Source organism: Streptococcus sp. IMAU 99161 (assembly GCF_014435245.1).
GTDB lineage: Bacteria > Bacillota > Bacilli > Lactobacillales > Streptococcaceae > Streptococcus > Streptococcus lactarius.
This window is the reverse complement of the sequence record NZ_JAAPAW010000038.1, coordinates 1-25634: the sequence shown is the minus strand read 5'-3', so window position 1 is coordinate 25634 and position 25634 is coordinate 1. Positions and strand designations below refer to the sequence as shown.

At 42.0% G+C, this 25634-nt stretch carries 17 protein-coding genes and 1 pseudogene; 3 read left to right on the top strand and 15 right to left on the bottom strand.

Going from position 1 to position 25634, the window contains the following annotated elements; genetic code table 11:
- Window positions 1–199: 199 nt before the first annotated feature.
- The 4 genes from HA044_RS09685 to HA044_RS09670 form a co-directional block, all read right to left on the bottom strand.
- The gene (locus HA044_RS09685) at window positions 200–2269 is read right to left on the bottom strand and encodes a Cna B-type domain-containing protein (RefSeq protein ID WP_187540974.1); all 2070 of its coding nucleotides are present in this window, start codon (window positions 2267–2269) and stop codon (window positions 200–202) included.
- A 222-nt stretch (window positions 2270–2491) separates the two neighbouring features.
- Window positions 2492–3220, bottom strand: coding sequence for a pseudouridine synthase (locus HA044_RS09680; protein WP_187540973.1), 729 nt, complete (start codon window positions 3218–3220; stop codon window positions 2492–2494).
- A gap of 2 nt (window positions 3221–3222) precedes the next feature.
- A complete protein-coding gene (locus HA044_RS09675) occupies window positions 3223–4374 on the bottom strand; it encodes an MFS transporter (RefSeq protein WP_187540972.1) in 1152 nt (383 codons plus the stop codon).
- Window positions 4375–4761: 387 nt separating this feature from the next.
- Complete coding sequence (locus HA044_RS09670) at window positions 4762–5928, bottom strand: MFS transporter (protein WP_187540971.1); 1167 nt, start codon at window positions 5926–5928, stop codon at window positions 4762–4764.
- Window positions 5929–6073: 145 nt separating this feature from the next.
- On the opposite strand from HA044_RS09670, the gene HA044_RS09665 reads away from it, so the two are divergent.
- A complete protein-coding gene (locus HA044_RS09665) occupies window positions 6074–6766 on the top strand; it encodes a cyclic nucleotide-binding domain-containing protein (protein ID WP_187540970.1) in 693 nt (230 codons plus the stop codon).
- A 54-nt stretch (window positions 6767–6820) separates the two neighbouring features.
- Window positions 6821–7435 carry a peptide deformylase gene (def, locus tag HA044_RS09660; RefSeq protein WP_187540969.1) on the top strand — a complete coding sequence of 205 codons (615 nt, stop codon included), beginning with the start codon at window positions 6821–6823 and terminating at the stop codon, window positions 7433–7435.
- Between the two features lie 221 nt (window positions 7436–7656).
- On the opposite strand, the gene HA044_RS09655 is transcribed toward def, so the two are convergent.
- From HA044_RS09655 to HA044_RS09645, 3 genes are all read right to left on the bottom strand, one after another.
- Entirely contained in the window at window positions 7657–8898 is a 1242-nt protein-coding gene (locus HA044_RS09655) for an aminopeptidase (protein ID WP_187540968.1), read from the bottom strand.
- Window positions 8899–9260: 362 nt separating this feature from the next.
- On the bottom strand, window positions 9261–12113 hold the full coding sequence (locus HA044_RS09650) for an AAA family ATPase (protein WP_187540967.1): 2853 nt from the start codon (window positions 12111–12113) through the stop codon (window positions 9261–9263).
- A 269-nt stretch (window positions 12114–12382) separates the two neighbouring features.
- The gene (locus HA044_RS09645) at window positions 12383–12646 is read right to left on the bottom strand and encodes a type II toxin-antitoxin system RelB/DinJ family antitoxin (RefSeq protein ID WP_187540966.1); all 264 of its coding nucleotides are present in this window, start codon (window positions 12644–12646) and stop codon (window positions 12383–12385) included.
- Window positions 12647–12837: 191 nt separating this feature from the next.
- Between HA044_RS09645 and HA044_RS09640 the strand changes: the two genes are divergently transcribed.
- Entirely contained in the window at window positions 12838–14421 is a 1584-nt protein-coding gene (locus HA044_RS09640) for an ABC transporter ATP-binding protein (RefSeq protein ID WP_187540965.1), read from the top strand.
- A 9-nt stretch (window positions 14422–14430) separates the two neighbouring features.
- On the opposite strand, the gene HA044_RS09635 is transcribed toward HA044_RS09640, so the two are convergent.
- The 8 genes and pseudogenes from HA044_RS09635 to HA044_RS09600 form a co-directional block, all read right to left on the bottom strand.
- The gene (locus tag HA044_RS09635; protein WP_187540964.1) at window positions 14431–15294 is read right to left on the bottom strand and encodes a helix-turn-helix domain-containing protein; all 864 of its coding nucleotides are present in this window, start codon (window positions 15292–15294) and stop codon (window positions 14431–14433) included.
- Between the two features lie 289 nt (window positions 15295–15583).
- Complete coding sequence (locus HA044_RS09630; protein ID WP_187540963.1) at window positions 15584–19978, bottom strand: PolC-type DNA polymerase III; 4395 nt, start codon at window positions 19976–19978, stop codon at window positions 15584–15586.
- A gap of 322 nt (window positions 19979–20300) precedes the next feature.
- Window positions 20301–20828 carry a hypothetical protein gene (locus HA044_RS09625; protein WP_187540962.1) on the bottom strand — a complete coding sequence of 176 codons (528 nt, stop codon included), beginning with the start codon at window positions 20826–20828 and terminating at the stop codon, window positions 20301–20303.
- A 201-nt stretch (window positions 20829–21029) separates the two neighbouring features.
- Window positions 21030–21404, bottom strand: coding sequence for a hypothetical protein (locus HA044_RS09620; RefSeq protein ID WP_187540961.1), 375 nt, complete (start codon window positions 21402–21404; stop codon window positions 21030–21032).
- Window positions 21404–22456 carry a hypothetical protein gene (locus HA044_RS09615; RefSeq protein ID WP_187540960.1) on the bottom strand — a complete coding sequence of 351 codons (1053 nt, stop codon included), beginning with the start codon at window positions 22454–22456 and terminating at the stop codon, window positions 21404–21406. The genes HA044_RS09620 and HA044_RS09615 overlap by 1 nt, the downstream gene beginning before the upstream one ends.
- 16 nt (window positions 22457–22472) lie before the next feature.
- Window positions 22473–24398, bottom strand: a complete 1926-nt coding sequence (locus HA044_RS09610; protein WP_187540959.1) for a hypothetical protein — start codon at window positions 24396–24398, stop codon at window positions 22473–22475.
- 1 nt (window position 24399) lies between these two features.
- Window positions 24400–24768, bottom strand: a complete 369-nt coding sequence (locus tag HA044_RS09605) for a hypothetical protein (protein WP_187540958.1) — start codon at window positions 24766–24768, stop codon at window positions 24400–24402.
- A gap of 14 nt (window positions 24769–24782) precedes the next feature.
- Window positions 24783–25634 (bottom strand): annotated as a pseudogene (locus tag HA044_RS09600) (type VII secretion protein EssC); the annotation flags it as partial.

Here is a 25634-nt window from a genome sequence, read left to right as displayed (position 1 = left end):
TCTGATCGACCTTCTTATTCTACCAAGATTTCATCTTTCTGTCAAATACTTGTGTTCCCTTCACGATAAATTTTAAAGGGCGGATCCAAATTCAGGATCATCCCATTCAGGTTTTAGGCTGTTTGAAGAAAAATAGTCTACAAAGGCAGTTAAAAAGACAAATATCTGTTAGTATATTTGCCTTTTCAATATCAAAATCTTATTTATCTTTTCGTTTTCCACATAAGAGCAAACCGACTGCTACAACTGCTAAGAGTGCGCCAACTCCGATCAACCCGTAGGCAACGACTTCACCTGTTGATGGAAGAATTTTTTTCTTTCCTGCTTTTGGTGTCGTTGAAGATTGAGGTTTCTCCGACGTGCTTGATGGCGGTGTAGGAGGGGTTGTCGAAGGTGTAGTTGGTGGCGTTGTTGGTGGGGTCGTTGGGGTATGATGGTTGGTGACGGTGAAGCCATCAATCTTAGCCGTATAACCCGCTACTGAATCCTCTGTCAGGGTGTAGTCAATCTTCTTACCTGCTTTGTATACAGGAAGATTCGTAAAAGCTGTCTTCCAATCAGTCGCTGCACTTAGTTCTTGGCTAGCCACTTCTTGGCCATCAGCAAGGAGCCGAACGGTTACCTTATCTGGACGCAGGCCATCTTTATTTTCCTTGTCATCCCAGACTTTCTTAACCGCCACTTCTGTCACTTCTGGTGTACGGCTATTGGTAATATTGGTCCCCTCAACATTTGCGACATAGCCTTTCACAGGTTCTTCTGAAACGCTATAGGCAATAGCATGGCCAGCATCGTCGACTAGATCCAGATTGTCAAACTGATAGAGCCAATTTCCGTCTTTATCAGCTTTCACTTCTTTAGAAGCAACTTTGACACCATTTGCAAGGAGATTGACAGTGATTTTTGAAGGTCGTTTGCCGTCTTGGTTGTCATTGTCATTCCATATTTTTTGGCCAGAGATACTGGTTTTTTCTTTTTTGTTCACGACTTCACGGGCGATTTCAAGGTTATTCCCCCTTCCAAAATCGTCCGGACTGATCTTGAGAGGCTCTGCAGAGAGCACATAGCCTACTGGAGCTTGGATTTCCTGCACCGTGTAAGCTTGCTTGGTCAATCCGGTCACGGTTCCCTTACCGTCCTTATCCGTCGTGATGGTTCCGACTTGCTCACCCGTAGCGTCTGCCGTTACAGCAAAGACAGCGCCCGCAAGAGCTTGACCTTTTTCTCCTTTTTTGTGGATGGTGAATGAATATTTCTCCCCATCAAAGTTTCCATCAAGGAATTGATAGCGGATGACAGCATCCTTATTTTGCTCCTTGATTTCTGTCGCAGTCATGGTCGCATTGTTTTTGTATTTGGTATTGATGGCTGGAACCTTATCCAAATAGACGTCATAGCGAATCGTCATGCCCTGTGCAGGCTCTAGATCGCCAATGTGGACAGTCAGAGATTGCCCATCTGCACTCACTACAGGTAAATAATTCTTGGTAACATTCGTGGTGTCTCGCAAATGATAGGCACCATCTTCATCGCTAACCTTCCAAGTCCCTGTATGAATTCGAATCGAATCAGGCTTGATCTTCCCATCTGTAAAGGCCAATTGGTCCGAAATATCAATATTATGGAGGGCTGTATGTCCTTGATTGATGTTCAAGGTATAGGTTAATTTTAATTTATCGCCTGAATTGGTCCAGCCCCATTTGCTAAAGACCTCCGGAGTTGGCGGATTCTCGCCTGGATTGACCCCTCTATAATCGATCTTTCCACCTGAAATGACGTCCTTGTCCACTTTTAGAGTAAAGTTAAGCGTCTTTTTCTCCTTCACAACCGCATGGTCTACACGCGCAAAAAAGCGCAGTTTTCCTGTCACATTGGCCAGTCTTTCAGGATAGTCTGTATAGGTCACGGTGATGACTTTTCGTTGATCATCTACCGTTGCCGTCGCAACTTTTTGACCACTTGGATCAAGCAGGTCAATGGTGTCCATTTCAAAGACCTTAAAGCCATCTCCAAGTTGGATAACGGTCTGATCCCCCGCTTTTACTCGCCCATTTGGAAGGACAAAGTTGGCTTCCACCTGAAAACTTTCCCACACTCCCAGTGGATCTGTAATCGCGCCACCCGTTGATTTTGAGATGTTTACAGATGTCACGACATCATTGATCGTATCTGCCTGTACTTTAGTGAGATGATGAGGCCTTGCAAATCCTAAAGCCACTAACAAAAATAGGGCAACTGTTGACACAACAGAATAGAGCCGCTGTTTCATAAACGAAGATTCTCCTTTTTCATAATCTACTAGATAAGGTAGGCTGATCAAAAAATTATCACTACATATTGTGATTTTTAGCACAACCCATCTTTTTTCATTATAATCGATTTACTTTGAGAAGACAAGCTAATATATATGCTTTTTGTATTTTAAGTACATTTTTTTGATACAAAGAAAAAAAGCAGATGGTTGCAACCAGACTGCTATCTTTTCGATTCCTTATAAAGAAACTCCAAACACCTCTAAAGAGGCCAATTCTGAAGGATGAAGCCTTCGCCACTCTCCCAATTTAAGGCCTGAATCTAGCGCTAGAGGTCCCATAGAAATCCGCTCTAAATCCACCACTTCCTTGCCACAGGCAGCGACCATGCGCTTGACCTGATGGAATTTTCCTTCTGCAATTTCGATTTCCACATAGGAGCTTGCCTTTGCTTCATCCACTTCTAAGATCTGCAGTTTTGCAGGTAAGGTCGTGAAGTCCTTGAGGACAATTCCTGCTTCAAAACGTGCCACATCTGCCTCATCCATGATCCCAGCTACCTTGGCACGGTAGATTTTTGAAACATGCTTTTTTGGGGAGAGCATGGCATGAGCGAGCTTGCCATTATTGGTCAAAAGGAGCAAGCCGTGGGTATCAATATCCAGGCGCCCGACAGGAAAGACTTCCTTGTGACGAGCGGTCTCATCCAATAGATCCAACACCGTTTGGTGATGGTCATCTTCTGTCGCAGAGATGACCCCAGCCGGTTTATTGAGCAGGTAGTAAACGAAGGTCTCATGGACCAGCGCTTCTCCCATATAGGTCACCTGATCCTTGTCAGGATCGATCTGCAGCTTTCCTGCTGTCTCTTTTTTCCCATTCACTGCGATTTTCTTTTGCTTAAGAAGCTGCTTGACCTCAGTTCGACTCCCCACGCCACAATCTACTAAAAATTTATCCAGTCGCATGCTCATTTCCCACTATGTTTGACAATCCATAGACCAAAAATAGATACCAAAATCATGAGCAGTCCTGAAAATCCAAAAATAAAGGCTGGAGCAGATGAGACTGTTCCTAGAAGACTGAGGACAAAGGTCGTTGCGATCGATCCTGTACTACAACCCAAGACCGCAATAGAAGTTGCTTGGCTCAACACACCTGCTGGCATCTTATCTGATAAGACATGGTAGACAGTTGTTAGCGCGACACTATAGGTAAAACCAGAAGCAATGGTCACCAGAGCCAAAATGGGAAGATTGGAAGAAAAGCCAATCAAGACCTGGGTCAAGCCAAAGGCCAAACCTGATACCAGTAGCAACCGCTCACGGAACAAATGGGTTAAAGGAGAGAAGGCCAAACCGGCTAAAATTCCAACAAATTGCATGGCTGCTAGGATGATGCCTGCCGTTTGGGCAGTGCCATGTCCGACTTGCTCCACCACACTTGGAATACGGACGGTGATCATGACATTGGACAAGACGATAGCTGCCGCAACTACAGCAAGACCAAGAGCGGTCCGCCATTGACCACCTGTCATCTTGGTCTCCCGATGCTCCTCCTCAATGAGGTCAGCAGAATTCCCATAAGGGACAAAGAGTAGGTACAAGAGCAAGATCGGAATACTAATGCCATAGACGAGAAAGGCTGCCTGCCAACCAAAACGAATCAAAAAACTCACCCCGAAGGTCAAAACAGCGGTCCCCACAACCTCTGCCGAACCACGGATTCCCAAGGTCTGGATGCGTTCTTTTCCCTTATAGCGCTCACTGATGATGGCAATGGCAGATACATTTAAGAGCCCTACCGCCATCCCAAAAATAATCCGAGACAGAAAAACAACTGGGTAAGCCGGACTGATCAAGGGAATAAAACCACACAAAGCATAGGCTACCAGACCGGTCACGATCATCTGGCGCTCCGACAAGAGACGCTCGATCCATTTATTAAAAATCAGCGAGACCATAATCCCAGCCGAAGGAAGAGAAACCAAGAGCTCGATCATGCTGTGAGGCATGTCCTTATAGTAGGCAAACATTTCCGACTGGGCGCTGGAGATCGAAAATGAGGTTGTCAAAATAAATGAAAGGGCGAGAATACTCACCTTCTCCATGATTTTTTTCATGAGGTTATCCTTTAAGTTAAACTTTTTTCACATTTCCTCTATAATAACACGATCTAGTAAAAGGAAGCAATAGATAGAATTAAAAAAACGAAATGATTTCTGTATCATTTCGTTGGAATGTAGATAAACTATTTTTTACATCAAACAACCTAATTAATGCAAAAAAATTAAAATGAAATATTTTTTCAAGACTCATTCAAACATACGCTGAAACTTTCCGCCGTGAGAAATGTGCCTGAACTATTTTTGTTTCAGGTGCTCGGAAGTTTTGAGACACTAGGCTCAAAACTTAGTCATGGAACTTCGAAGAAGTTCGCTGACGTCCGTAATCACCTAAGGAAAGTTTCTAAGATGACCTGGTATTAATCTGAAGAAATGATTTCTGTATCATTTCGTTTTTGCTAACAAGTGAGAGGCAAAAATTCCGGTCAGGGCCATCAAAGCTCCAATCAGGAGAAAAAGGAGGGCATTGTTGGGAGCGAAAGGTGCGACTAGCTGAAGGAAAAATGAAGAGAGGGCCGATCCGAGGTTGCAGCCAATCAAAACGAGAGAAGTCGCCAGATTCAAAAGATTGGTTGGGATCTTTTCAGACAGGTGATAGAAAATTCCGGTAACCCCCGTACTGTAGGTAAATCCAGCTAGTAAAGTAGCTAAAACCAGGAGCCATAATTGAGTGGACAAGCCAATCAAGGCGAGAGAAATACCAAAGCCAAAACACATGATCATCAACAGGTGTTTTTTGAAGAGATGCGTCAAGCTGGCAAAGCCAACTCCCGCTACAATCCCTGTCAATTGCATCAGACTTAGGACTGTTCCAGCTGTTGTCGCCGTTCCCATACGAGCGTCGACGATCACCTCAGGCAGACGCAGACTGATAATGGAATTAAAACAGATAATCACGCCAGCAATCACTGCCAGCATGAGGCTAAAGCGCCATTGTGGCGGACGAAGGCTAAGGGAATTGCCCTTCTTTTGCACCTTTACAGTTACTTGCCTGTTTTCCTTGGGATAGGGCACAAAGAGGATATAAAAGAGTAAAATCAAATAGCCTGCACCATAGACGGAAAAGATGGCTGGCCATCCTAGCGGTAGGAGTTGGCCCACCATAAAGGTCAAGATGGCTGCTCCCACCACTTCAGCAGAGCCACGGTAGCCAAGCATGCGCGTCTTATCATTCCCCTTATAGCGCTCACTAATGATGGAAATGGCCTTGGCATTGATCATCCCCGTACCCAGGCCGAAGAAGATGCGGCTCAGAAAAATAAGGGGATAGTCTTGAAGGACCAAAGGCACCAGTCCACTGGTTGACATCACCAATAAACCAATGATAATCATCTGGCGCTCACTTAACCATCGCTCGACAAAGCTGTTTAAAAAGAGCATGGCCACGACTGAGAAAGCTGGCAAGGAAACCAAGAGTTCCACCTGCGCCCCTGAATAGCCCAACTGGCCAAAATAGGCCTTCATGGCTGGCAAACCAGCCGTAATTGAAAAAGATGAAATCAGTATAAGAGACAAGCTCAAGAGACTGATTCTTTCCATTGTTTGTTTCATTTTGTATTTTCTACACCTTACTGGGAACATTTTGATCCAACTAGTTTTTTCAAAAACTATTCAAACTAGTATTTTCAATCGAATCCTAGTATAATCAATTTAGCAAAAGAAAAACAGGACATTTGTCCTATTTTTGGAGATCCAGATGAAAAAAATTCACCACCCTAACCAACTTCAAACAATGATTGCAAACTACCAATTGGAGCAGATTTTCCCAAAAGATTGCCTCAGCCAGCTTGAACTCGTCCTCTACCAAGCAGGGGATTATATCTGCCGTCAAGGAACAGAGCAAGCGGTCATTCCCTATTTTCTCAAAGGACGACTGAAAATCGTCCACAGCCTTGAAAACGGCAGTGATACCATCCTTGAAATCCAAGAAAAACCAGGACTTTTAGGGGAGATCGAACTCCTGCTCGATCGAGTTTGTATCACATCGGTTATTGCCGACCAGGATTCACTAGTCGTTCAGCTCTCTGCTCGGCATTTCAAAGACCGCCTACTGCTGGACCCGACCTTTCTACGTTCGACTGCCAAGACCTTGGCTAAAAAATTGCACCAGATCAACTATTTCGCTCCTGCTAATTTCCACTACTCGGTCAAGAAGCGCGTGGCCACTCATTTCCTTGAGCATTGCGATGAACAGGGCACCATCAAGCCCAAGATGAACCAATTGGCCCTCCTTTTTGGCATCAGCTACCGCCACCTCAGCCGCGTGATCAAGCAGATGATTGAAGAGGGGTTGATCAAAAGAGACGGACGGGTCTATACGATTTTAGACCGAAAAAGAATGGGCGACTTGTCCATCAAACACACGGAAACAACTGACAGAAAACTTTAATTTCAAGTTCTTTTGTGTTATCATGGAAGGTAGAAAGAAAGTGAGAGTAAAACAATGAAAGCAATTGAAAAAGTTACAAGAGCATCCCATTTGATTGATATGGATGACATTATCCGCGAAGGAAATCCAACACTTCGAGCAGTCGCTGAAGATGTGACCTTCCCTTTGTCCGATCAGGAAATCATCCTAGGTGAAAAAATGTTGCAATTCTTGCACCATTCTCAAGATCCTGTCATGGCTGAAAAACTCGGCCTTCGTGGGGGCGTTGGACTTGCCGCACCACAGTTGGATATCTCAAAACGCATTATCGCTGTATTGGTTCCAAACCTAGAAGACGCTGATGGCAACCCACCAAAAGAAGCCTATAGCCTCCAAGAAGTCATGTACAATCCAAAGGTTGTTGCCCATTCTGTTCAAGATGCGGCTCTCGGAGACGGGGAAGGCTGCCTCTCTGTTGACCGCAATGTTCCAGGCTATGTGGTCCGCCACGCGCGCGTGACCGTTGAGTACTTCACAAAAGACGGTGAAAAGAAACGCATTAAACTCAAAGGCTACAACTCCATCGTCGTCCAACACGAAATCGACCACACCAATGGCATCATGTTCTACGACCATATCAACCCAAACAACCCATTTGAAATCAAAGAAGGCCTCTTGATATTAGAATAGGATACAAAGCCCGTACAATGACAAAAAAGTAAGGTAGAAGTGAATTCTTCACTTCTACCTCACTTTTTTTATTTACAAGACTGCGTCTACCGATTTCTGTCTCTTAGCACAGTGGTTGATTGACGGTACCCGAACCTTTCGGTTCTTCGTCCAGTCTAATCAACTGTGTGGGGGCAGGACTACGAAATCGAGACTTCGTCTACCGATTTCTGTCCTACTCCCTATATTGCCCAATCTCCGTTGCGGAAGACTGGGACTCGGGTGCCGTCTTCTCGGATGCCGTCGATATCCATTTGGTTTGAGCCAATCATGAAGTCGACGTGGACGTCTGAGCGATTAAGGCCGGCTGCTTCGAGTTCTTCTTCTGTGAATGTTGCTCCACCTTCTACGCTGGTGGCATAAGCTGCTCCAATCGCTAGATGGTTAGAGGCATTTTCATCAAAGAGGGTATTAAAGAAAGTAATCCCTGATTGAGAAATTGGGCTTGGGTCTGGTACGAGGGCACATTCACCCAAGGCACGCGCTCCCTTGTTTTTAAAGACCAAATCTTTCATGACTTGATCGCCTTTTTCAGCTGTGATATCTACGATTTCTCCATTTTCAAAGGTCACTTTGATGCCTTCGATGATGTTCCCATTGTAGCTAAGCGGTTTTGTGGAAGTGACATAACCATCTGCACGACGGAAGTCAGGCGCTGTGAAGACCTCTTCTGTCGGCATATTTGGCAAGAAGCCTTCGCCTTGGGCATTAACGGCTCCAGCAGATTCCCATACATGATTTTTCGGCAAGCCAAGGGTCAAATCGGTTCCTGGCGCTGTGTAATGAAGGGCTGAGAATTGTTCCTTATTCAGTGTATCTGCCTTGCTCTTGAGAATAGTTGCATGCTCTTCCCAAGCCTTGACTGGATCTTCTTCGTAAACCCGGCAGGTCTTGAAGATTTGATCCCACAGGAGATCCACTGCTTCTTCATCGCTCGCCGCATTTGGGAAGACTTTTTTCGCCCATTCTAAACCAGCTGCAGCAGCCACTGTCCAGCTGACCTTGTTGGATTGAGTGGCGATGCGCATTGGTTTCATGGCTATACCCAAGGCCTTGGCAGAGGCAGAAAGCTTCTCTGCATCAACACCATTTAAGGCACCTGGATCAGACGAGCGCACACCCAAGCGACTGGCCTTGTGTTCCAAGAGGTAGTTCATCTCTGCAATCTTGTAGTCTGGTACGTTGTCCAAGCGATCCATCGGTGCATGGAGGAATTTTTCCCGGGTAGTAAAGTCATCCGCCCATTGGACAATGACTTCGTGTGCCCCCAAGGCATAGGCTTCCTTCACGATCAAGTGGGCCAATTCTCTTTGTTCCACATCGATGTTCAAGACCAAGGTATGGCCAGGTTGCACGTTGATGCCATTCGCCACCAACAATTTCGCATATTTTTCAAGGTTTTCTTTAAAATTTGGTAAAACCATATTGACTCCTTCATAAGTGATGATCTCTACCTAGTATACCATAAGTCCATGTAGAATTCTTTTAGAACGTAAACAACCTTTTTTAATATAAGATAGGTTAAGTGATTCTGAAAAGAAATAAAAATGAGTTCTTTTTAGAATGAATCAAGAAATACCGAAACTTTCCGCCGTGAAAAAAGTACCTGAAACAATAAAGTTTCAGGTACTCGGAATTATTGAGACCTTAGGCTCAATAATTAGTCATGGAACTTCATAGAAGTTCGCTGACGTCCGTATTCACCTAAGGAAAGTTTCTAAAAAGATTTTGTCTTCAACTGAAAGGATTCCGCTCCTGCAGAATCCTTTTTCTTCTTCCTTCTAGCTTAAGGAAGAACATAGCCTTGATCATCTACTGTATGGGGATGCCCAGAATTGCCATTCTCCCTCAAAGCTTCCAAATCTTGATCCAAAATCGAATTGTAATCCGTACTACCTTCACGGGTTACCCGAGTCGATACTTGGCGCAAGAGTTTTTCATTGAGATTACGAACCCAGCGACCATTACTATGGTCATTGGCCCGCATATAATTTTCTCTGACGATCTCTCCATAAAGGACTTCGTTGACTTGGTAGCCTTGCTTGCGCAGTCCCAACAAACCGATCTCGACGATCTCATCTGGGCTATAGTCTTCGAAGTCAAAGGTAGTCGGGATCCGACTTTGCAGACCTGAATTGACCTGCAAGAAGTCGTGCATCTCTTTCGTGTAGCCAGCAAAGATAATGACGATATCACGACGGTGGTCCTCCATAAACTTGAGGACTTCATCCAAGGCTTCCTTCCCAAAATCATCATTTACGCCGGTATAGAGCGTGTAGGCCTCATCGATAAAGAGGACTCCACCCAGTGCACTCTCTAAAACTTCGCGCGTCTTTAAGGCTGTTTGACCTTGGTAGCCTCCAACCAGATTGCTCCGCGACACTTCGATGAATTTCTTCTGATTGATCACCCCTTTTTGGAAGAGGATATTGCCTAAAATGCGGGCAACGGTAGTCTTCCCTGTACCGGGATTTCCAAGAAAGAGGGAGTGCAAGGTCGTATCTTCAACGATACCGCCTTGTTCAGCCCGTTTTTGGTTGAACTCAGCCATGGCTACGAACTGTTCGACTTGCTCTTTCACCTTGGCAATGCCAACCAAACGGTTGAGAGCAGCCATCCCATCTTCTTCCTTGTCAGCTCCTGCCTGGTACTTGCCTTGGTTAAGGACAGCATCAATATCACTGTTCAAAATAGTCTCAATATCATCGGAACCTTGGGCCACCACCCGATCTGCCATGGTCTTGGTCAATTGCTCATCGAGGTTACGGATCCAACGACCATTGCTCTTATCTAGTGAGGCATCATAAGCCCGCTTAATATGCCGCGCATAGTAGTCCCGGTCTTCGAGCTTGTAGTCCCCTTTGTTTAAAATCATTTCCCCTAGTTGGACAATCTCATCTCCTGTGAAATCTTCAAAGATGAAATTATTTGGTACCCGAGAGCGGAGGCCTGGATTGGTCTTTAAGAACTCTTCCATTTCCTTGGTATAGCCGGCAAAGATGATCATGATGTCATCGCGATTGTCCTCCATAAATTTGAGGATGGTATTGATCGCCTCGATCCCAAAATCCGCACCGCTGTCCTTTTTATCCAAGCTATAGGCTTCATCAATAAAGAGGATGCCCCCACGCGCTTTTTCAAGCAGGGCTTGGGTCTGTTCAGCGGTTCCTCCAATATTCGAAGAGATCAGATCGGACTCCGTTGCTTCCACGAAACGGAATTCCTCCCCTGAGAGGACACCTGCATCAAAGAGCACTTGTCCCAAGAGACGGGCCACAGTGGTCTTTCCTGTACCAGAATTCCCCATAAAGGCTGCGTGGAGTGTTTGCTTTTCAGGAGCCTTGCCACTGGCGATTCGTTTCTTGTTAAATTCCACCATGTTGATCATTTTCTTGATCTCATGTTTGACTTTTTCAAGACCGATCAGGCTATTGAGTTCTTGAAGAGCATCTTGTTTCTTCTCTGGTCCAGAGCCCGTTGCAGGGGTTGATGCCACCGTTGCATCCATTGCCTGTCCCGTAGCAACGACTTGCGCATTGCCCTTGGCCACTTCTCTGCCAATGAGATAGTCACAACCATCCTCGATTTCCTTGGTAAGATCACGCGCATCACCCTGCCTATAGGTCATGGTGCTTGCCTTCACAAAGGCTCCACTTTGAAGCCGGATATTGGGATCCGCAATCTTATGACAAATCATATGCTCAGCCATCAGCACACTCTCATCAAAAACTCCAAATGAAATGGTTTGGGCATTCTCATTCAAGAAAGTCGTTTCTCCAGTCAAAGAAGCAAAGGACTCTTCATAGACGCATAAAAATTCTGTAAATGTAGCCTGGTGAGCTCGGATCATACTATTGTATGAATTGATGGAGGTCATACGATCCGAATCCGAATTGAATTGAACATTGTTGTCAAGACAGATTCCAGTTCCTGTAGGTAACTCTATTTTACAGTTTTCAGATTCCCAGATGACATTCCTCAACCAAACTGGTGGAAAATCATTTTCCAGATCTCCACCTGTAATCGTTGAATTTTTTGCGATCACTTCTGAGTCCTTGGCATGGATCGTATTATTACCAAATTTTTCAATTTGGACATTTTCTAAGGTCAACTTAGAGCCTTCATTCAGCTTTATTTTAGAAAAAATCGTTGAATTCCGAATGGACAATTCCGAAGCAGACATACCGATGGCACTTTGGTGTTTTTCCGGAACCTTCATCCCAACTCCATCCAATGTCATTTTCGAATGCGTATCCATATAGATAAAAAATTCATTATTTGTTGGACTAGTTACTTCAAAATAGACCTGTTTACAAGTGATGTCTGAGCTATTCCATAAGAGCAAGGCCGTATAATCCCCACCAACTTTAAACCACAGATCTTCAAATGTCACATGAGCTCCCTCTACAAATCGGAAGGAAGCCTCAATGATGTTGTTAAACATGCGCCCATTTCCATTTGGATTTGGAACCACATGCCCCACAAAATGAAGGCTTTTATCGATCTCGATCACTTTATTTGTCGGCCATTGAAAGACATACCCATTTTCAAACTCGATGGTATCTCCATCCTGCGCTTTTTCAACCGCATCCATAAAGTTCCAACTATTGTTGTAAGGCCCTACTAAATATCTCGCCACACGCTTCTCCTCTGTTTCATTTTTTTGGAAGAACATCCATTGTTTTTCTGTTTCCTGTTTACAAACACTTGTCACTAAAAATTGTAACACATTCTAGGGCCAAAGAAAACACCTATCAGATCAGAGAGGACTGAAAAACCTCTATTTTCAAAAAGGAAAATAGAGGCTGTCAGTTAATCTTTTAAGGCTAAACATAAGCCGGCTAGAGCCATTGCTCCTTAGAGCATGGCAGTGGAAAGGAGCAGGACATTGTCTGCCACTAACGAATCTTAAGCACGTAGATCCTCCATCAAGTCTGAGACTGATTCAAAGGGTTGACTCATATTCCGATTTTGCTCTACATCCGTTACGACTTGGCGCAACTTCCCATGGTCGTCTAATTTAACATCAAAAGGTAAGCCCTGATATTGAATAGCCTGACGAAGGAAAATGTTGATAGCCGTGGTCATATCCATCCCTAAATGATTAAACACCAGTTGGGCCTGTTCCTTAACCTCACTATCCAAACGAATACTCATACTCGTCTTTAGCATACTCTCACCCTCTTTCTATCTATTGTTTTAACAAAAAAGAAGGCTAATGTAAATTCATTGGATATACAACGGATGTCTATAAGCCAAAATATAGTAAAGAAATAAAATTAACGTCCCAAATATGGGAGATATCAGTCTGAGTTTTAGTTTTAGAATATAATGTTGCTATCATAGATTAAGAGGTGAAAAATATGAACCAGATTACGAAACAATATAAATTACTATATTTCTTGCTCATTTTATTAAGTCTGACAAGTGCTCTTTTAATGACATTCTTCTCTCTGCAATTAGGAAGAATACTTGATAGTATATCTAATTCAAATAGTGGATTACTCTTTCATATCACTATTTCTGTAGGTTCGATTTTACTGTGGTTCTTAATTTCTTGTTCCTATTCCTATCTTAAAAACCAATATGTAAAAAAAGTTATTTTAGATCTAAAAAGGCGTCTCTTATTACATTATTTATCGCGTGAGTTTAACCAAATTGACAATCGTAACCATTCAGATTTCTTAAATAATATCACCAAAAACAGTGACCTTATTCAAGAAAATTTATTAATCCCTAAAATCTCTCTAATTGCAAATTTAGGGAGCCTTATCATGAGTGTGGTTGCTATTATTTATATAGAATGGCGATTAGCATTAGTCTTTCTTTTATTGTCGAGTATAACGATTTTTCTATCACAAATTCCTGGAAAGTTAATGACTAAATCAACTAATAATTATTCTCTACAAAATAATCACTATTTGTCAAAAATGACAAACTTTATTAATGGTTTTGAACAAATTAAGTTATTAAATATTCAAAGCTGGACCCAAGAAAAAATTCAGGGAATCAGTTTAGAATTTGAAGAGTCCAGAAAAACATATCAATTTTTAAAAGACTTAGCTTCAACTACTGGAATTTTACTAAGTTTTGGCTCTCAACTATCCTGTATGGTCGCTGGTATCTTTTTTGTAAGAAATAACTTACTGACTATTGGATTACTAGTAGCAAGTATTCAATTATTAAACGGTGTTTTTGCTCCATTACAATCTATTCTTTACAATAAAAATTTAATCAGCAGTAGCAAGTCCATTATTGATAATATCCAAGAAAATCTATATGAGACAAATCATGAAATTTTCCATAAAACAAGTACAATTGATTGTGATAACATTTCGACCATTTCTATTAGCCAATTACATTATGAAATTGAAAATAAAATATTATTTGATCATTTTTCCTATGAATTTAAAAAAGGCAAACGCTATGCAATTATAGGTGCTTCAGGAGCTGGGAAAACAACTTTAGTAAAATTAATACTAAACTATTATTCCAAAAATCTTTATGATGGGGAAATAAAAATCAACGGAAAACAGAATATTGATATTCCCTCAGAGGAGTTATATAAAGATATTGCATTTGTGCAAAAAAATGATTTTCTGATTGAAGGAAATGTCCTAGAGAATATCAAACTATCCAGAAATCTTTATTTAACTGAAAAATTAAGAAAAGCCTTAGGATTTAATGAAGACTTCCTTAATAAGAGTCTATCTCAATCAGGCCAAAGTATTTCAGAAGGAGAAAAGCAACGAATTGATTTAGCTAGGTTTTTAGTCAAACCATATTCTGTATATATATTTGACGAACCTACAAGCAACCTTGATCCAATAAAAGCCAAAGCAATGATGGACTACATTCTATCCATTAAAGATGCAATTGTTATTATCATTACTCATGATCAAAATCCAAAAATATTGGAAGAGTTTGATCACGTTATTACCTTATAGATAAATGGCCTAGTCTACTAAATGAATGATGTGTTTCTCAAAGTATTCTTTGTAATTTTTGTAGATTGTTTTATTGAAGAGTTCGAAAATTTTTAAAGCTTCTTCGATTTTTAAAAGTGATTTTTGATTATGATAGAATTTCAGTTCCAAATATCCATCTAAATACAGCAAAATAGTTTGTTCAAAAAAATCTGTGGAATCCGCTAATATATTCTTCGTAGCCTGTTTTAAAAATAAAGATTCCTCATATAAGTCGTTCTCAATCATTATAATCAAAGAATTGAGAAGTAGTTGAATGAGAGATTGTTTATTTCTAGGTATAGAACTATACAACTTCCCTTTTTTGAGCGCCTCTTTGGCATATCTAAATAATAAATCTGGAGATAGAACACGACAGCAATTTCCAAGGATGAGCGTTTCGTAATAACCCCAGTTTTCAACAGAAAATAAATAGTTTGTAAGATAAGAGGCGTCTTGATGACTCAATTGATGATTCTTATCCATTCCCGAAACAATACTTTCAATGAAAATAGCATTTAATTTATGGTAATGAGAATTTGTCCCATGAAAAAGTTCTATTTCTTTCTCTACCATATCTAGTAATGCTTGAGCATCTTCATTATATGCAGCCTGTTGAACAGAAGCTATTAAGGTATTAAAATCCGAAGGTTGATAATGATTACAGATAAGCAGAAATTCTTCTAGTGTTACTCCTATTCTTTCAAGAAGATACAATAACTTAAAGACAGAAATCTCTGTTTCTCCTAATTCAAATCTAGATATTTGAGATTTTGAAATTTCAGCACCTGCTAATGAAGAAATAGAAATCCCCTTTTCTTCTCTTATTTTCCTATAAGTTTCACCTAAAATCATACTTATCTCCATTCCATATCGAAAAGTTATTAAGGTATAGCAAACACTACTTCCGTTAAGCTTACTCTTGTTTGAGAGTATCATTATTAGTAATTTATAGCAATCATTTTTGATAATTTCAATATATAACTTCCTAAAGTTTTAGTCTTTGGATAAAAACTTACTTATACTCTATCATATCTAAAAACCAGTAGAAATGAAAATCATAAAAAATCATCTCTACTGGTTTTACTGTTAAGTCTTAATTAGATGAAACTTAGTCGGCTTATTTGAACAAGTTGACTTTAAATTAGAACAAATCATCAAACAAACTCAACTGGTTATCCTCTGGCATATTGCCAAGAATGCCCATCTCATCCATCTTTTCAACCAGGGTGGACGAAACACCGCCGCGCTTACGGAGCTCAGTCTTAGAGAGGAATTCTCCTTCTTCACGCGCCCGCACGATCTGCTTGGCAACGTTCTCTCCCAGACCATCCATCGCGACAAATGGCGGAATGAGAGTGTCCCCATCGATCAAGAATTCTGTTGCCTGACTGCGATAGAGGTCGAGCTTGCCAAACTTGAAACCCCGCTCCCACATCTCATTGACAATCTCAAGGGTAGTGTAGAGGTCGATCTCGACGTTGGAAGCTTCGTTGTTCTTGCGTTTCTCAGCGATTTCTTTCATTCGAGCTTTCACGGCCTCAAGGCCAGCTCCCATGGTTTTAATATCAAAGGCCTTGGCCCGAATCGAGAAGTAGGCACAGTAGTAATAGAGAGGATGATGCACCTTAAAGTAGGCCACACGAAGGGCCATCATAACATAGGCCGCCGCATGGGCTTTGGGGAACATGTACTTGATCTTCCCACAGGACTCGATGTACCACTCAGGAACATGGTTTTCCTTCATGGCTTGGATATAGCCATTGCGCTCTTCTTCTGAGATCTTGAGCCACATCCCTTTCCGCACGCGCTCCATGATGGTAAAGGCCATCTTAGGCTTGAGCCCCGCGTGCATGAGGTAAACCATGATGTCGTCCCGACACCCGATAACGGTTGATAGATCGGCAATGCCCGCCTTGATCAAGTCTTGGGCATTTCCCAACCACACGTCGGTACCGTGAGACAAACCAGAGAGCTGAAGCAACTCGGCAAAGGTCGTCGGATGGGTTTCATCGACCATCCCACGTACGAAATTGGTCCCAAACTCTGGAATTCCCAGCATACCCGTAGAAGTCCCAATCTGCTCAGGAGTTACTCCTAGAACGTCTGTCCCGGAAAAGAGAGCCATGACATCTGGATCATCCATAGGAATTTCATTGGGGTCAATGCCTGATAAGTCTTGAAGCTTGCGAATCATGGTCGGATCATCATGCCCGAGGACATCGAGCTTGAGGACGTTCTCATCGATATCGTGGAAGTTAAAGTGAGTGGTCTGCCATTCAGCGGTCACATCATCTGCTGGATACTGGACCGGAGTAAAGTCATAGACATCCATGTAGTTTGGAATTACAACGATCCCGCCTGGGTGCTGACCGGTCGTCCGCTTGACACCAGCTGCACCTAGAGCGAGGCGCTCGACCTCAGCATCTCGGTAGTACTTGCCAAAATCACGCTCATAGCCCTTGACAAAACCGTAGGCGGTCTTAGCTGCGACGGTACCAACCGTCCCTGCCCGGAAGGCATACTGCTCGCCAAAGATATCTCGCACGTCCAAGTGGGCACTGGGCTGGTCTTCCCCTGAGAAGTTCAAATCGATATCGGGTACCTTGTCCCCATCAAACCCAAGGAAGGTTTCAAAAGGAATATCCTGCCCATTTTTGCTGAGTTTGTGGCCGCAATTTGGACAATCCTTGTCCGGCATATCAAAACCAGATCCATATGTCCCATCTGTGATGAACTCACTGTATTGGCACTGGCTACACACATAGTGAGGGGAGAGCGGATTAACCTCCGTAATCCCGATCATGGTCGCGACAAAGCTGGATCCGACGGATCCACGCGAACCAACCAGGTAGCCCCGCTTATTGGAGCGATGCACCAGCATTTGCGAAGCCAGATAAATCACGGCAAAGCCATTCCCCAAGATAGAGGTCAATTCCTTTTCGATCCGCAGATCGACAATATCAGGGAGAGGATTACCATAGATCTCAAAGGCCCGCTTATAGGTCAATTCCGCAACCGTTTCTTCGGCCTTGTCGATAAATGGCGTATAGAGGTCACCCTTAACCACTTCGACAGGCTCAAAGGTCTCTGCGAGCGCATTGGTGTTTTCAATAACAATCTTGCGCGCCAAGTCTTCCCCTAAAAAGGCAAATTCGTCCAGCATTTCATTGGTGGTTCTGAAATGCGCTTTAGGAAGTGGCGCTGGCTGGGCATCTTCTCCATGCCCGATGGTCCGGTTGATCATGGCTCCTTGGCCGAGACTGCGGACAATGATCTCCCGATAGATCTCATCTTCCGGTTCCAGATAGTGGACATTCCCTGTGGCAAGAACAGGCTTGCCAAGGCGATCTCCCACTTCGATCAAGCTCTTGATAATGGTCTGGAGCTCGTCCATGTCCTTGATCTGCTCCTTGGCAATGAGGGGCGCATAGATAGCCGGTGGCATGACCTCGATAAAGTCGTAGTACTTAGCCACTTCGACCGCCGCATCCACCCCTTGCGACATGACCGCATCAAAGACTTCCCCTTCTGAGCAGGCCGATCCAAGGATCAAGCCCTCGCGGTGGGCATCCAGCACGGTCTTGGGAATCCGTGGGACCCCTTCGAAATACTTGGTCCCAGAAAGAGAGACCAGTTTAAACATATTCTTAAGGCCGGTCTGATTCTTGACATAGAGGGTCGCATGCTTGACCCGCGCTTTCTTATAAGAATTTTCATCGATCAAATCGATATTCAGATCCTTGAGATTGGTCACCCCATGCTTTTCAGCGACTTCTTTGATAAAGATAAAGAGCAAGCGCCCTGTCGCTTCCGCATCGTAGTTGGCCATGTGGTGGTGCTCCAAGCCCACTCCAAACCGCTTGGTCAAAGGTCCCAAGCCATGCCGTTTAAAATCTGGATAGAGGTTGCGGGCAAATTCCAGGGTATCGATGACTGGCTGTGTGATCTTCGGAAGACCATGACGCTCATAGTTGGCATTCATAAAGCCCACGTCAAAGGTGGCATTATGGGCAACGAGAACCGTCCCCTCACAGAAGGCCTGAAATTCCTTCAAGACCTGCACCAAGGGTTTGGCCCCACGGACATGTTCATTGGTGATCCCTGTCAATTGGGTTGTAAAGGCGGACAAAGGATGGCCTGGATCGATAAACTCGTCAAACTCCTCAATGACATTGCCCTTGTACATCTTAGAAGCAGCGACCTGGATCAAGTCATTATAAATAGCTGAAAGTCCCGTCGTTTCCACGTCAAAGACCACATAAGTCGCTTCATTAAGGTCCAGATCCACCTCGTTATAGGTGATCGGCACCTTGTCTTCTACGATATTGGCTTCCATCCCATAGATCAGCTGGATCCCAGCTTTCTTGGCTGCTTTAAAGCCATGTGGGAAGCTCTGCACATTGCCATGGTCGGTGATGGCCACCGCCTTGTGCCCCCACTCCGCTGCCTTGGCAACCAGCTCTTCGACTTCCGGCAGGGCATCCATGGTCGACATATTGGTATGGGCGTGGAATTCCACCCGGCGCTCCCCTTCTGGCATCAGGTCCTTGCGGGCATAATGGACGACTTCCTGGATGTCTTGGACATTCATAGTCAAGTCGCGCGTGAAATTGTTCATTTCGATATTTCCCCGTACCCGTAGCCAGCTGTTCTTCTTGATCATGTCGAACTTCTGAGCTTCTTCCTCACTTTTGACCCATTTCTGAAGGGAAAAACTAGAAGTATAGTCGGTCATCTTAAAGCTGATCAAGACTCGACCGGTCCGTGTCACCTTGTGCTCCACGTCAAAGACCACGCCTTCAAAGACAATCCGGTTCTCTTCCGTCGTGATCTCAATCATCGGGGTGATCTCGGCCTTGTCTAGCTTGGGTTTAACCGCCGCCTTCTTAGCCTTGAAGTCAAAAGCTGGCTTTTCTTCAACAGCTGGTGGCGGAGCCATTTGGGCCAAGGATTCCATAGCCCGCAAGGTCTCTTCATTAGCCGCTTGGAAGATCTTTTCATTTTCCTCCTCAAAGCGCGCCACTTCCTGCTCTGTCAGCGCATCATCAGACTCCACCCGACAGGTGAAATGCGGAAAACCAAAGGTTTCCAACTGCTTGGCAAGGTTGGGCAAATGGTTCTTACGGAAATGCTCTGTATCGACCGAAGAAGGCCCTGAGATGATCAATTCCTGCCCTTGTGCACGTACCTGCAAGTCTTGGTACAGCCCCTTAAAGCCTTGACTCGCACAAGGCCCATCCTCAAAGACCTCACGATAGTAAGCCTGCAATAAATCCGCAGAAAAATCCGGATTGGCCACCTGGATGGTAAAGGTCGCTTGGTTTCCTGTCTTTGAAAATTCGTCCTTCAAGCGCTGGCGCAATTCCTTAAACAAAGCAATCGGCAAGACTTCCGCAAAAGCAAAGCGGAACTCCCAGACACGACTAACCTTGTGCACCACGACTTCTTGAATCTCCGCATGCAAAAAGGCACTGGAAGATCGCATCTCCAGCGGCATATCCAGCTGATCCATTAAAATTTCAAAGGTGTTGGACATTGTTTCTCCCTTGATCTTGATTCTTTTGCTCGCTTTTGAGTGGCCCACTTTCTAAGTAAAAACAGACCATTCAAAAACATTCGTAACCCTTATTTTATCACAATTTAAGGATTAATTCGAGGGAGAAGTAGAAATTGAACATAGCAAAAGAGCCCTCTGAAACAGAAGACTCTTCGTTTTATAAAGGTAAAGATTACCTTAATGTTTTGCCAACTTTAGGTAGGTATGGTATCACCTTTTATAATATTATGATATCACAAATCACTAAAATAGTCAACGTATTTCGTCGAAGATCAGCTTCAACGAAAGTCTACCAGACGGATCACTCTCCACTTGTTGCTTCTGTTTCTGATCTGGAACTTGGTGTCCGCAACAAGTCTTTCATCTGAGACTGGACCGCTTCTCTCGAGCTTTGTTCTTGCTTTTGGATATTCTCCACAGCTGGCTGCAAGTCCTGACGGATTTCCACTTTCTCCTCCTGCTCTTTTTGCGCTTGAAGAGTCGGATGGTACATGGCAAAGAAAGCCCCGATGACCACGATCAACGCAATCAGGCTCACTCCGTAGCGTTTCGACTGCTCTTGAGAGTCGACCTTGACGCCTTTGACTGACAAGTCCTTCCACTCCGGATGCTCTTTCTCACAAGCAACTTTCTTGGTCTTTGTTGGCATGACCAAGACTTGGTTCATCAAGGAAATCATCCCCATCACCACAAGCAAGTATGGAATATAGCGCGATTGATTAAGGATCATAACGATCAATAATACCAGACCGATTCCCGCAATCCCCAGATTAAACACAAAACGCATCAAAAATTCTTTTTTCACTTGTAAGTAAGTTTCTTTTGACATCGGTTACTCCTTATTCATTTTTTATACATCATTCCTTACTATCTTACCGAAATTTAGTTTGAAGAGCAAGTTCGTTACTAGGTGGGGAGAATTGTGGATGAAAAAGAGAGAACCGTGGTTCTCTCTAAAATCTCTGTTGTTTCTCTTCTTTTTCAGCTAAAGCATTAAGAATTTAGCTCGTTACTTTCTTAAAAGAATGAGCTACGCAGGGAAATCGTTAAATTGTGAATTATAGAAATCAATTCTTTTTTGACTAATATGTTGTTTATCCAACATTTCTGTCTCACTTTTATTATTTGCAAACTGCTGCAACACTCCTCCATCTATAACATGTCCCATTTCATTATCAACTCTTGAAAATTCATCAGCAACAGCATTCAAATACTCATCAAATGACTGAATGATAGGTACTAAATCTTTAGCTAATGTTTTTACTTCATTCGTTGCTGAAGAGAAATTTGGAGTAGCAGACGATTTTATCAATGATTCACTCTTATCTTCTAATCGACCACTTAAATCATCAAAACTAGTTTGAATGCTTCTTATGTGCTCTGGTAATATTCGTTTTCTTCCCATTATTCATCCTCCGACCTTGTTTGATAATACTCTAAAAACTCCTCTTCACTTTGAACGATATGTTCTTTCCCATCTTTCGAACTAGTTTCGGGAATGGTAAGATTCTTAAAGATGTTTTCACCTTTTGGAACAACTAATTTCAAAAAAGATATTTTAAAACGAACATCTTCTTTTCCAAGGAAATACAATTCAGAAAACAAACCTTTACTCAATATATCATATGCTTTTGGATACTTGCTTGCTAAAGGAATGTCTTGATTCTTTTGTATTCTATCTTTAAAACCAAAAATAGAAAAAACAAAACCAAAACTTTGATTTGAAAGCTTGTCGTTTTGATTGAGTATATCCTCAAAGTTAGCATCACTTTTTAATTCTTTTTCTCTAGTGTACAAATATTTAGCAGTCTTGCCAGATGGAGTAGACTCTACAATTTTTCCTGCTTCAATGTCAATAAGTCCCATTTCAGATTTCAGCTTAGAGTTTCGACTGATAACCATATTAATTGGCAAGTAAACTCTTCCTTGTTCTGTATACAAATAACGTTTATATTCTGGAATTTTTCTCGGAATATACTCCTTATTGTACTCTCTCACCATTTTAAATACATCATAGGTTTTTTGTTTGATTCTACCACCTTTTGTATCATATATATCTAACAACCAGTACTCTCCGCTCTCTGGGATATTACTTGTTAGAAAAGGAACTTTATCCTTCTCAAACTCCCAATATTTATAGGATGCAGACTTTAATTTATAACTTTGTTGAACAATATAACGTTCTCCACTAATTCTCATCATATTTCCTACTTTAATACGTGGATCATATTTCTTAGCTTCTTCAGCTTCCTTTAATTCAGCTTGGTTATCCCAATCAATTGCTACTGCTTTATTATCAGCAATAAATTCATAATCTGAAATTTTTGGTCTCGGACTCCACATGACAAATTGAGTCAGTTCATGCTTGCGATAATTCTGATAAGCAAAGTAAAGTACTATCACAGTGAGTACAAAAAATAGGACTTGAACTAGTTTTAATCTCATTATTTTTTTCATTATTCTACTCTCATCATTATTTCGTCTTGATAGGCCGTTTATATTTTGTTTTCAAATAATCAAAATATTTTTCACCATCATCAGCTTCCGAATCATCTTGGATTTCATCTATCAACGCAATGGCCTCGTTAACTTGTTCTAATTGTTTTCTGTCCATACTTTCAAAAGATAGATTCGATTCTTTTCCAAGTACATAATTTATTACGTCATTATCTAAGCCATTTTTTGGATCCCTCAAAATCATTTCAAATTCTTTAAAATCTTCTTGAGTTTTGTTTTTCTCAAAAAACAATTTCATACCAAAATTATCCATTTCTGCAATTCTTTGACTCACCTCAAATTTATAATACGTATCCCCCGATACAATTTTTTTATAGCTAAAACCTACTCCTCCCTCAAATTTCCATGCACCTTTTCCTGTCATTTCCATCTTTAATTTTTCTATCTGCTCTTTTTCTTCATCATCTACCTCCTTCAAATCAGATAAACCTTTCACAAGAGAAGCAGCCACAGGACTCTTTGTCTCTACAAAATCATGCGCATCGCCCCCAATTAGTTTAAATAATTCAAATGCAACTTTATATTTAGGAAAAATCACAGTCCCGATTCCTGCCGACATATCACGTAGAGTTTCAAAAACTGCCATTTGTTCCTTTTTATCTAACTCTTTTAAATTATTAAGTATTTCATCTTTAGTTACTTGTGAAGAATTAACTTTAAAATCACTACCATATTCATCCAGATAACTTTCAAAACCTGCCATTTTATAACCTGAGGCTTGCCCTATTATTGCAAAACGTATAGTACCACGTTTAGTAAATTGAAAACCAACTTGTTTGGGATCTTCTACTGAAATATTTGTTCCATTCGGAGTATAATAGCCCTTTCCAAAATTTATCGCATACAACCCTCTATTAATCCCAATGATTTCATTAATTGCATTCTCTTTAGAAAATTCTTCTTTCATCTGGCTATAGTCACCATTTACTTTCTCGTACTTTTCACCCATCACTGCCTGATGAGAAAGCGCTAAAACTCGCCCAACTATTGTAAATGAGTCAAGCCAAGCAGAACTTTCTGATAGCTCCATTTTCCCAATCTCATCATAGAAGTTTCCCAACTTGCTTGTATCTTTCTCCAAAACCCATGTGGACATTCCATCAACCATATGAAAAATCACTTCATTTCTTACATTTTTTCTATTTACTTTTGAAATCTTTGTTTGATCATCTCCATAAACTGCATCAAGAGCAATTGCTTCATCAATATTTTGAACAGTATCAATTGGATTCATCTTTAACCCTTGAGTAATCATATTAAAGACTGCCTTTGGGGTTAAATTAAGGGTAATTTGTGCCTGATTTACAATCCCTCTTAATGCAGAAACTTCTTCAATTGTTGTTTGAAGGTCTTTATTAAACAGTTCATGCGCAAGTTGAAAAGGTTCATGTGTGGCCTGTCTAGTTAATGAACTTGCATTTAAGCCCAGAATCGCTCCACTCTTTACGGAAGAAATACTAATTTCAGGTTCATCTAATGCATCAGTAGCAATATTTAATGCAGATTGCAATTTTTGATCCACTTCTGACACTTTATCCACTTGTTCGCCAGTCAATTTTGATTGAACAGTCGATAAACCAGACTCGCTTGTCCAAGCTTCTTTTGTGAACCCTCCTCCTGACACCGCTGAGCTGAATTTCCCAACATTAGCAGAATATTTATTTAAAAAAGCTGGGATCTGGTTGAAAACCTGATTCTGTAAAGTATTTAGTTGTCCTAAAAAGGCTGCAATCGCTTCCCCTTCCGATCCTTCTATTTTAACGTTAAATGTTCTAGCCGTATCCTGTGTCGCCGTTGTTAAAGATTGAGAAAACTGTTTTATTGACTCACTATATTGAGCAATCCCTGGTAAGTCATGTACTTTAATCACATCATCACTCATACTAATCCTCCTTCGCTCTAGCAATTGCTTGACTCAACATATTTATACCACTTCTTAAAGATGCCGCTTCAGATTCTAAACCACTAATTTTACTACTTAATCTAGAAATCATATTCTGTTTATATTCATCGTATTTTTCCACAGCCTTATCTACTGTGGTTTTTTCTGTTTGCGCTTCTTCATCATATGGATGACCAGCAAGATGATAATTAGACTTAATATTTTCTGGACTGACTAAAACATACTCTATTGCTGTTGAAACTCCTTGTAGATTAGATAATGCTGCTCTTAATTTCCCAAGTTTCCCATTTACTTCTGACAGTTGCCCAAGACATCTATTTAAGTCTGCTTGCAATGCTGCTTTTCCCATACTTCATCCCCCTTCTATTTCATTAATACTTTCACTTTTCTTACAAATCCATCTTCTACATAGTAGTTCACTTGGCTATCAAGTGGTTCTTCACGGACTGGTCGATTAATAACATTTAGGACACTTTGGTCTGTAATCCGCATGGCCACGATCGCTTGTTTATAGAGTTTGATAGATTTTGATACTTCGTCAATTTTTCGATTCAACTGACTACCACTCATGGCTACTGTAGCATAGCCTGCACGCGCACCCTTTTCAAGGACATAGTTTAGACTAGATTGCAGATCCATACCCAGATCATTCATAAGTTCTAGCTGATTGTATAGCACAATCGTTGCTTCATGTTGCGATTTTTGCTGTTCCAATCTCAATTGGATATTTTCTTCCATTTTCTTGATTCCAGCTACATAATCTTCCTTCGTAGAAAGAATTGTTACACCTTCCATCTCTGGCAATTCATTGTAGGATGGCGCCAACACAATCACCTTTTGCTTACTGCGGGCAATTTGTTTGACGAATTGTGTCATTTGCTCTTCTTTGTCTGTCAGATAGAGAAGGTTGCCTTTCTTAAGATCCCATGTCACAGGTTCAACTGTTTCCAGATCCAATCCTAGTGGCACTTTTCCTTCATCCAGCAAGGTTGCTACATCCTCACGTCCATAGAAGGCTGCTTCTGTCAACTCATCTGGCACCATTGGGATGCCTGCTGGGGTACGGCCTGTCCACATCTCTTTGAGGCTTTGGACTTGATCGCGGAGGTTGTTGATGATTTGGATATCATTATCCCCTGCGACTGGTAGGGCGAACTGGACGACATCGACTTCGTCACGTTTCATGAGGGCCCGTCCCTTGATGTCTTCCATCGT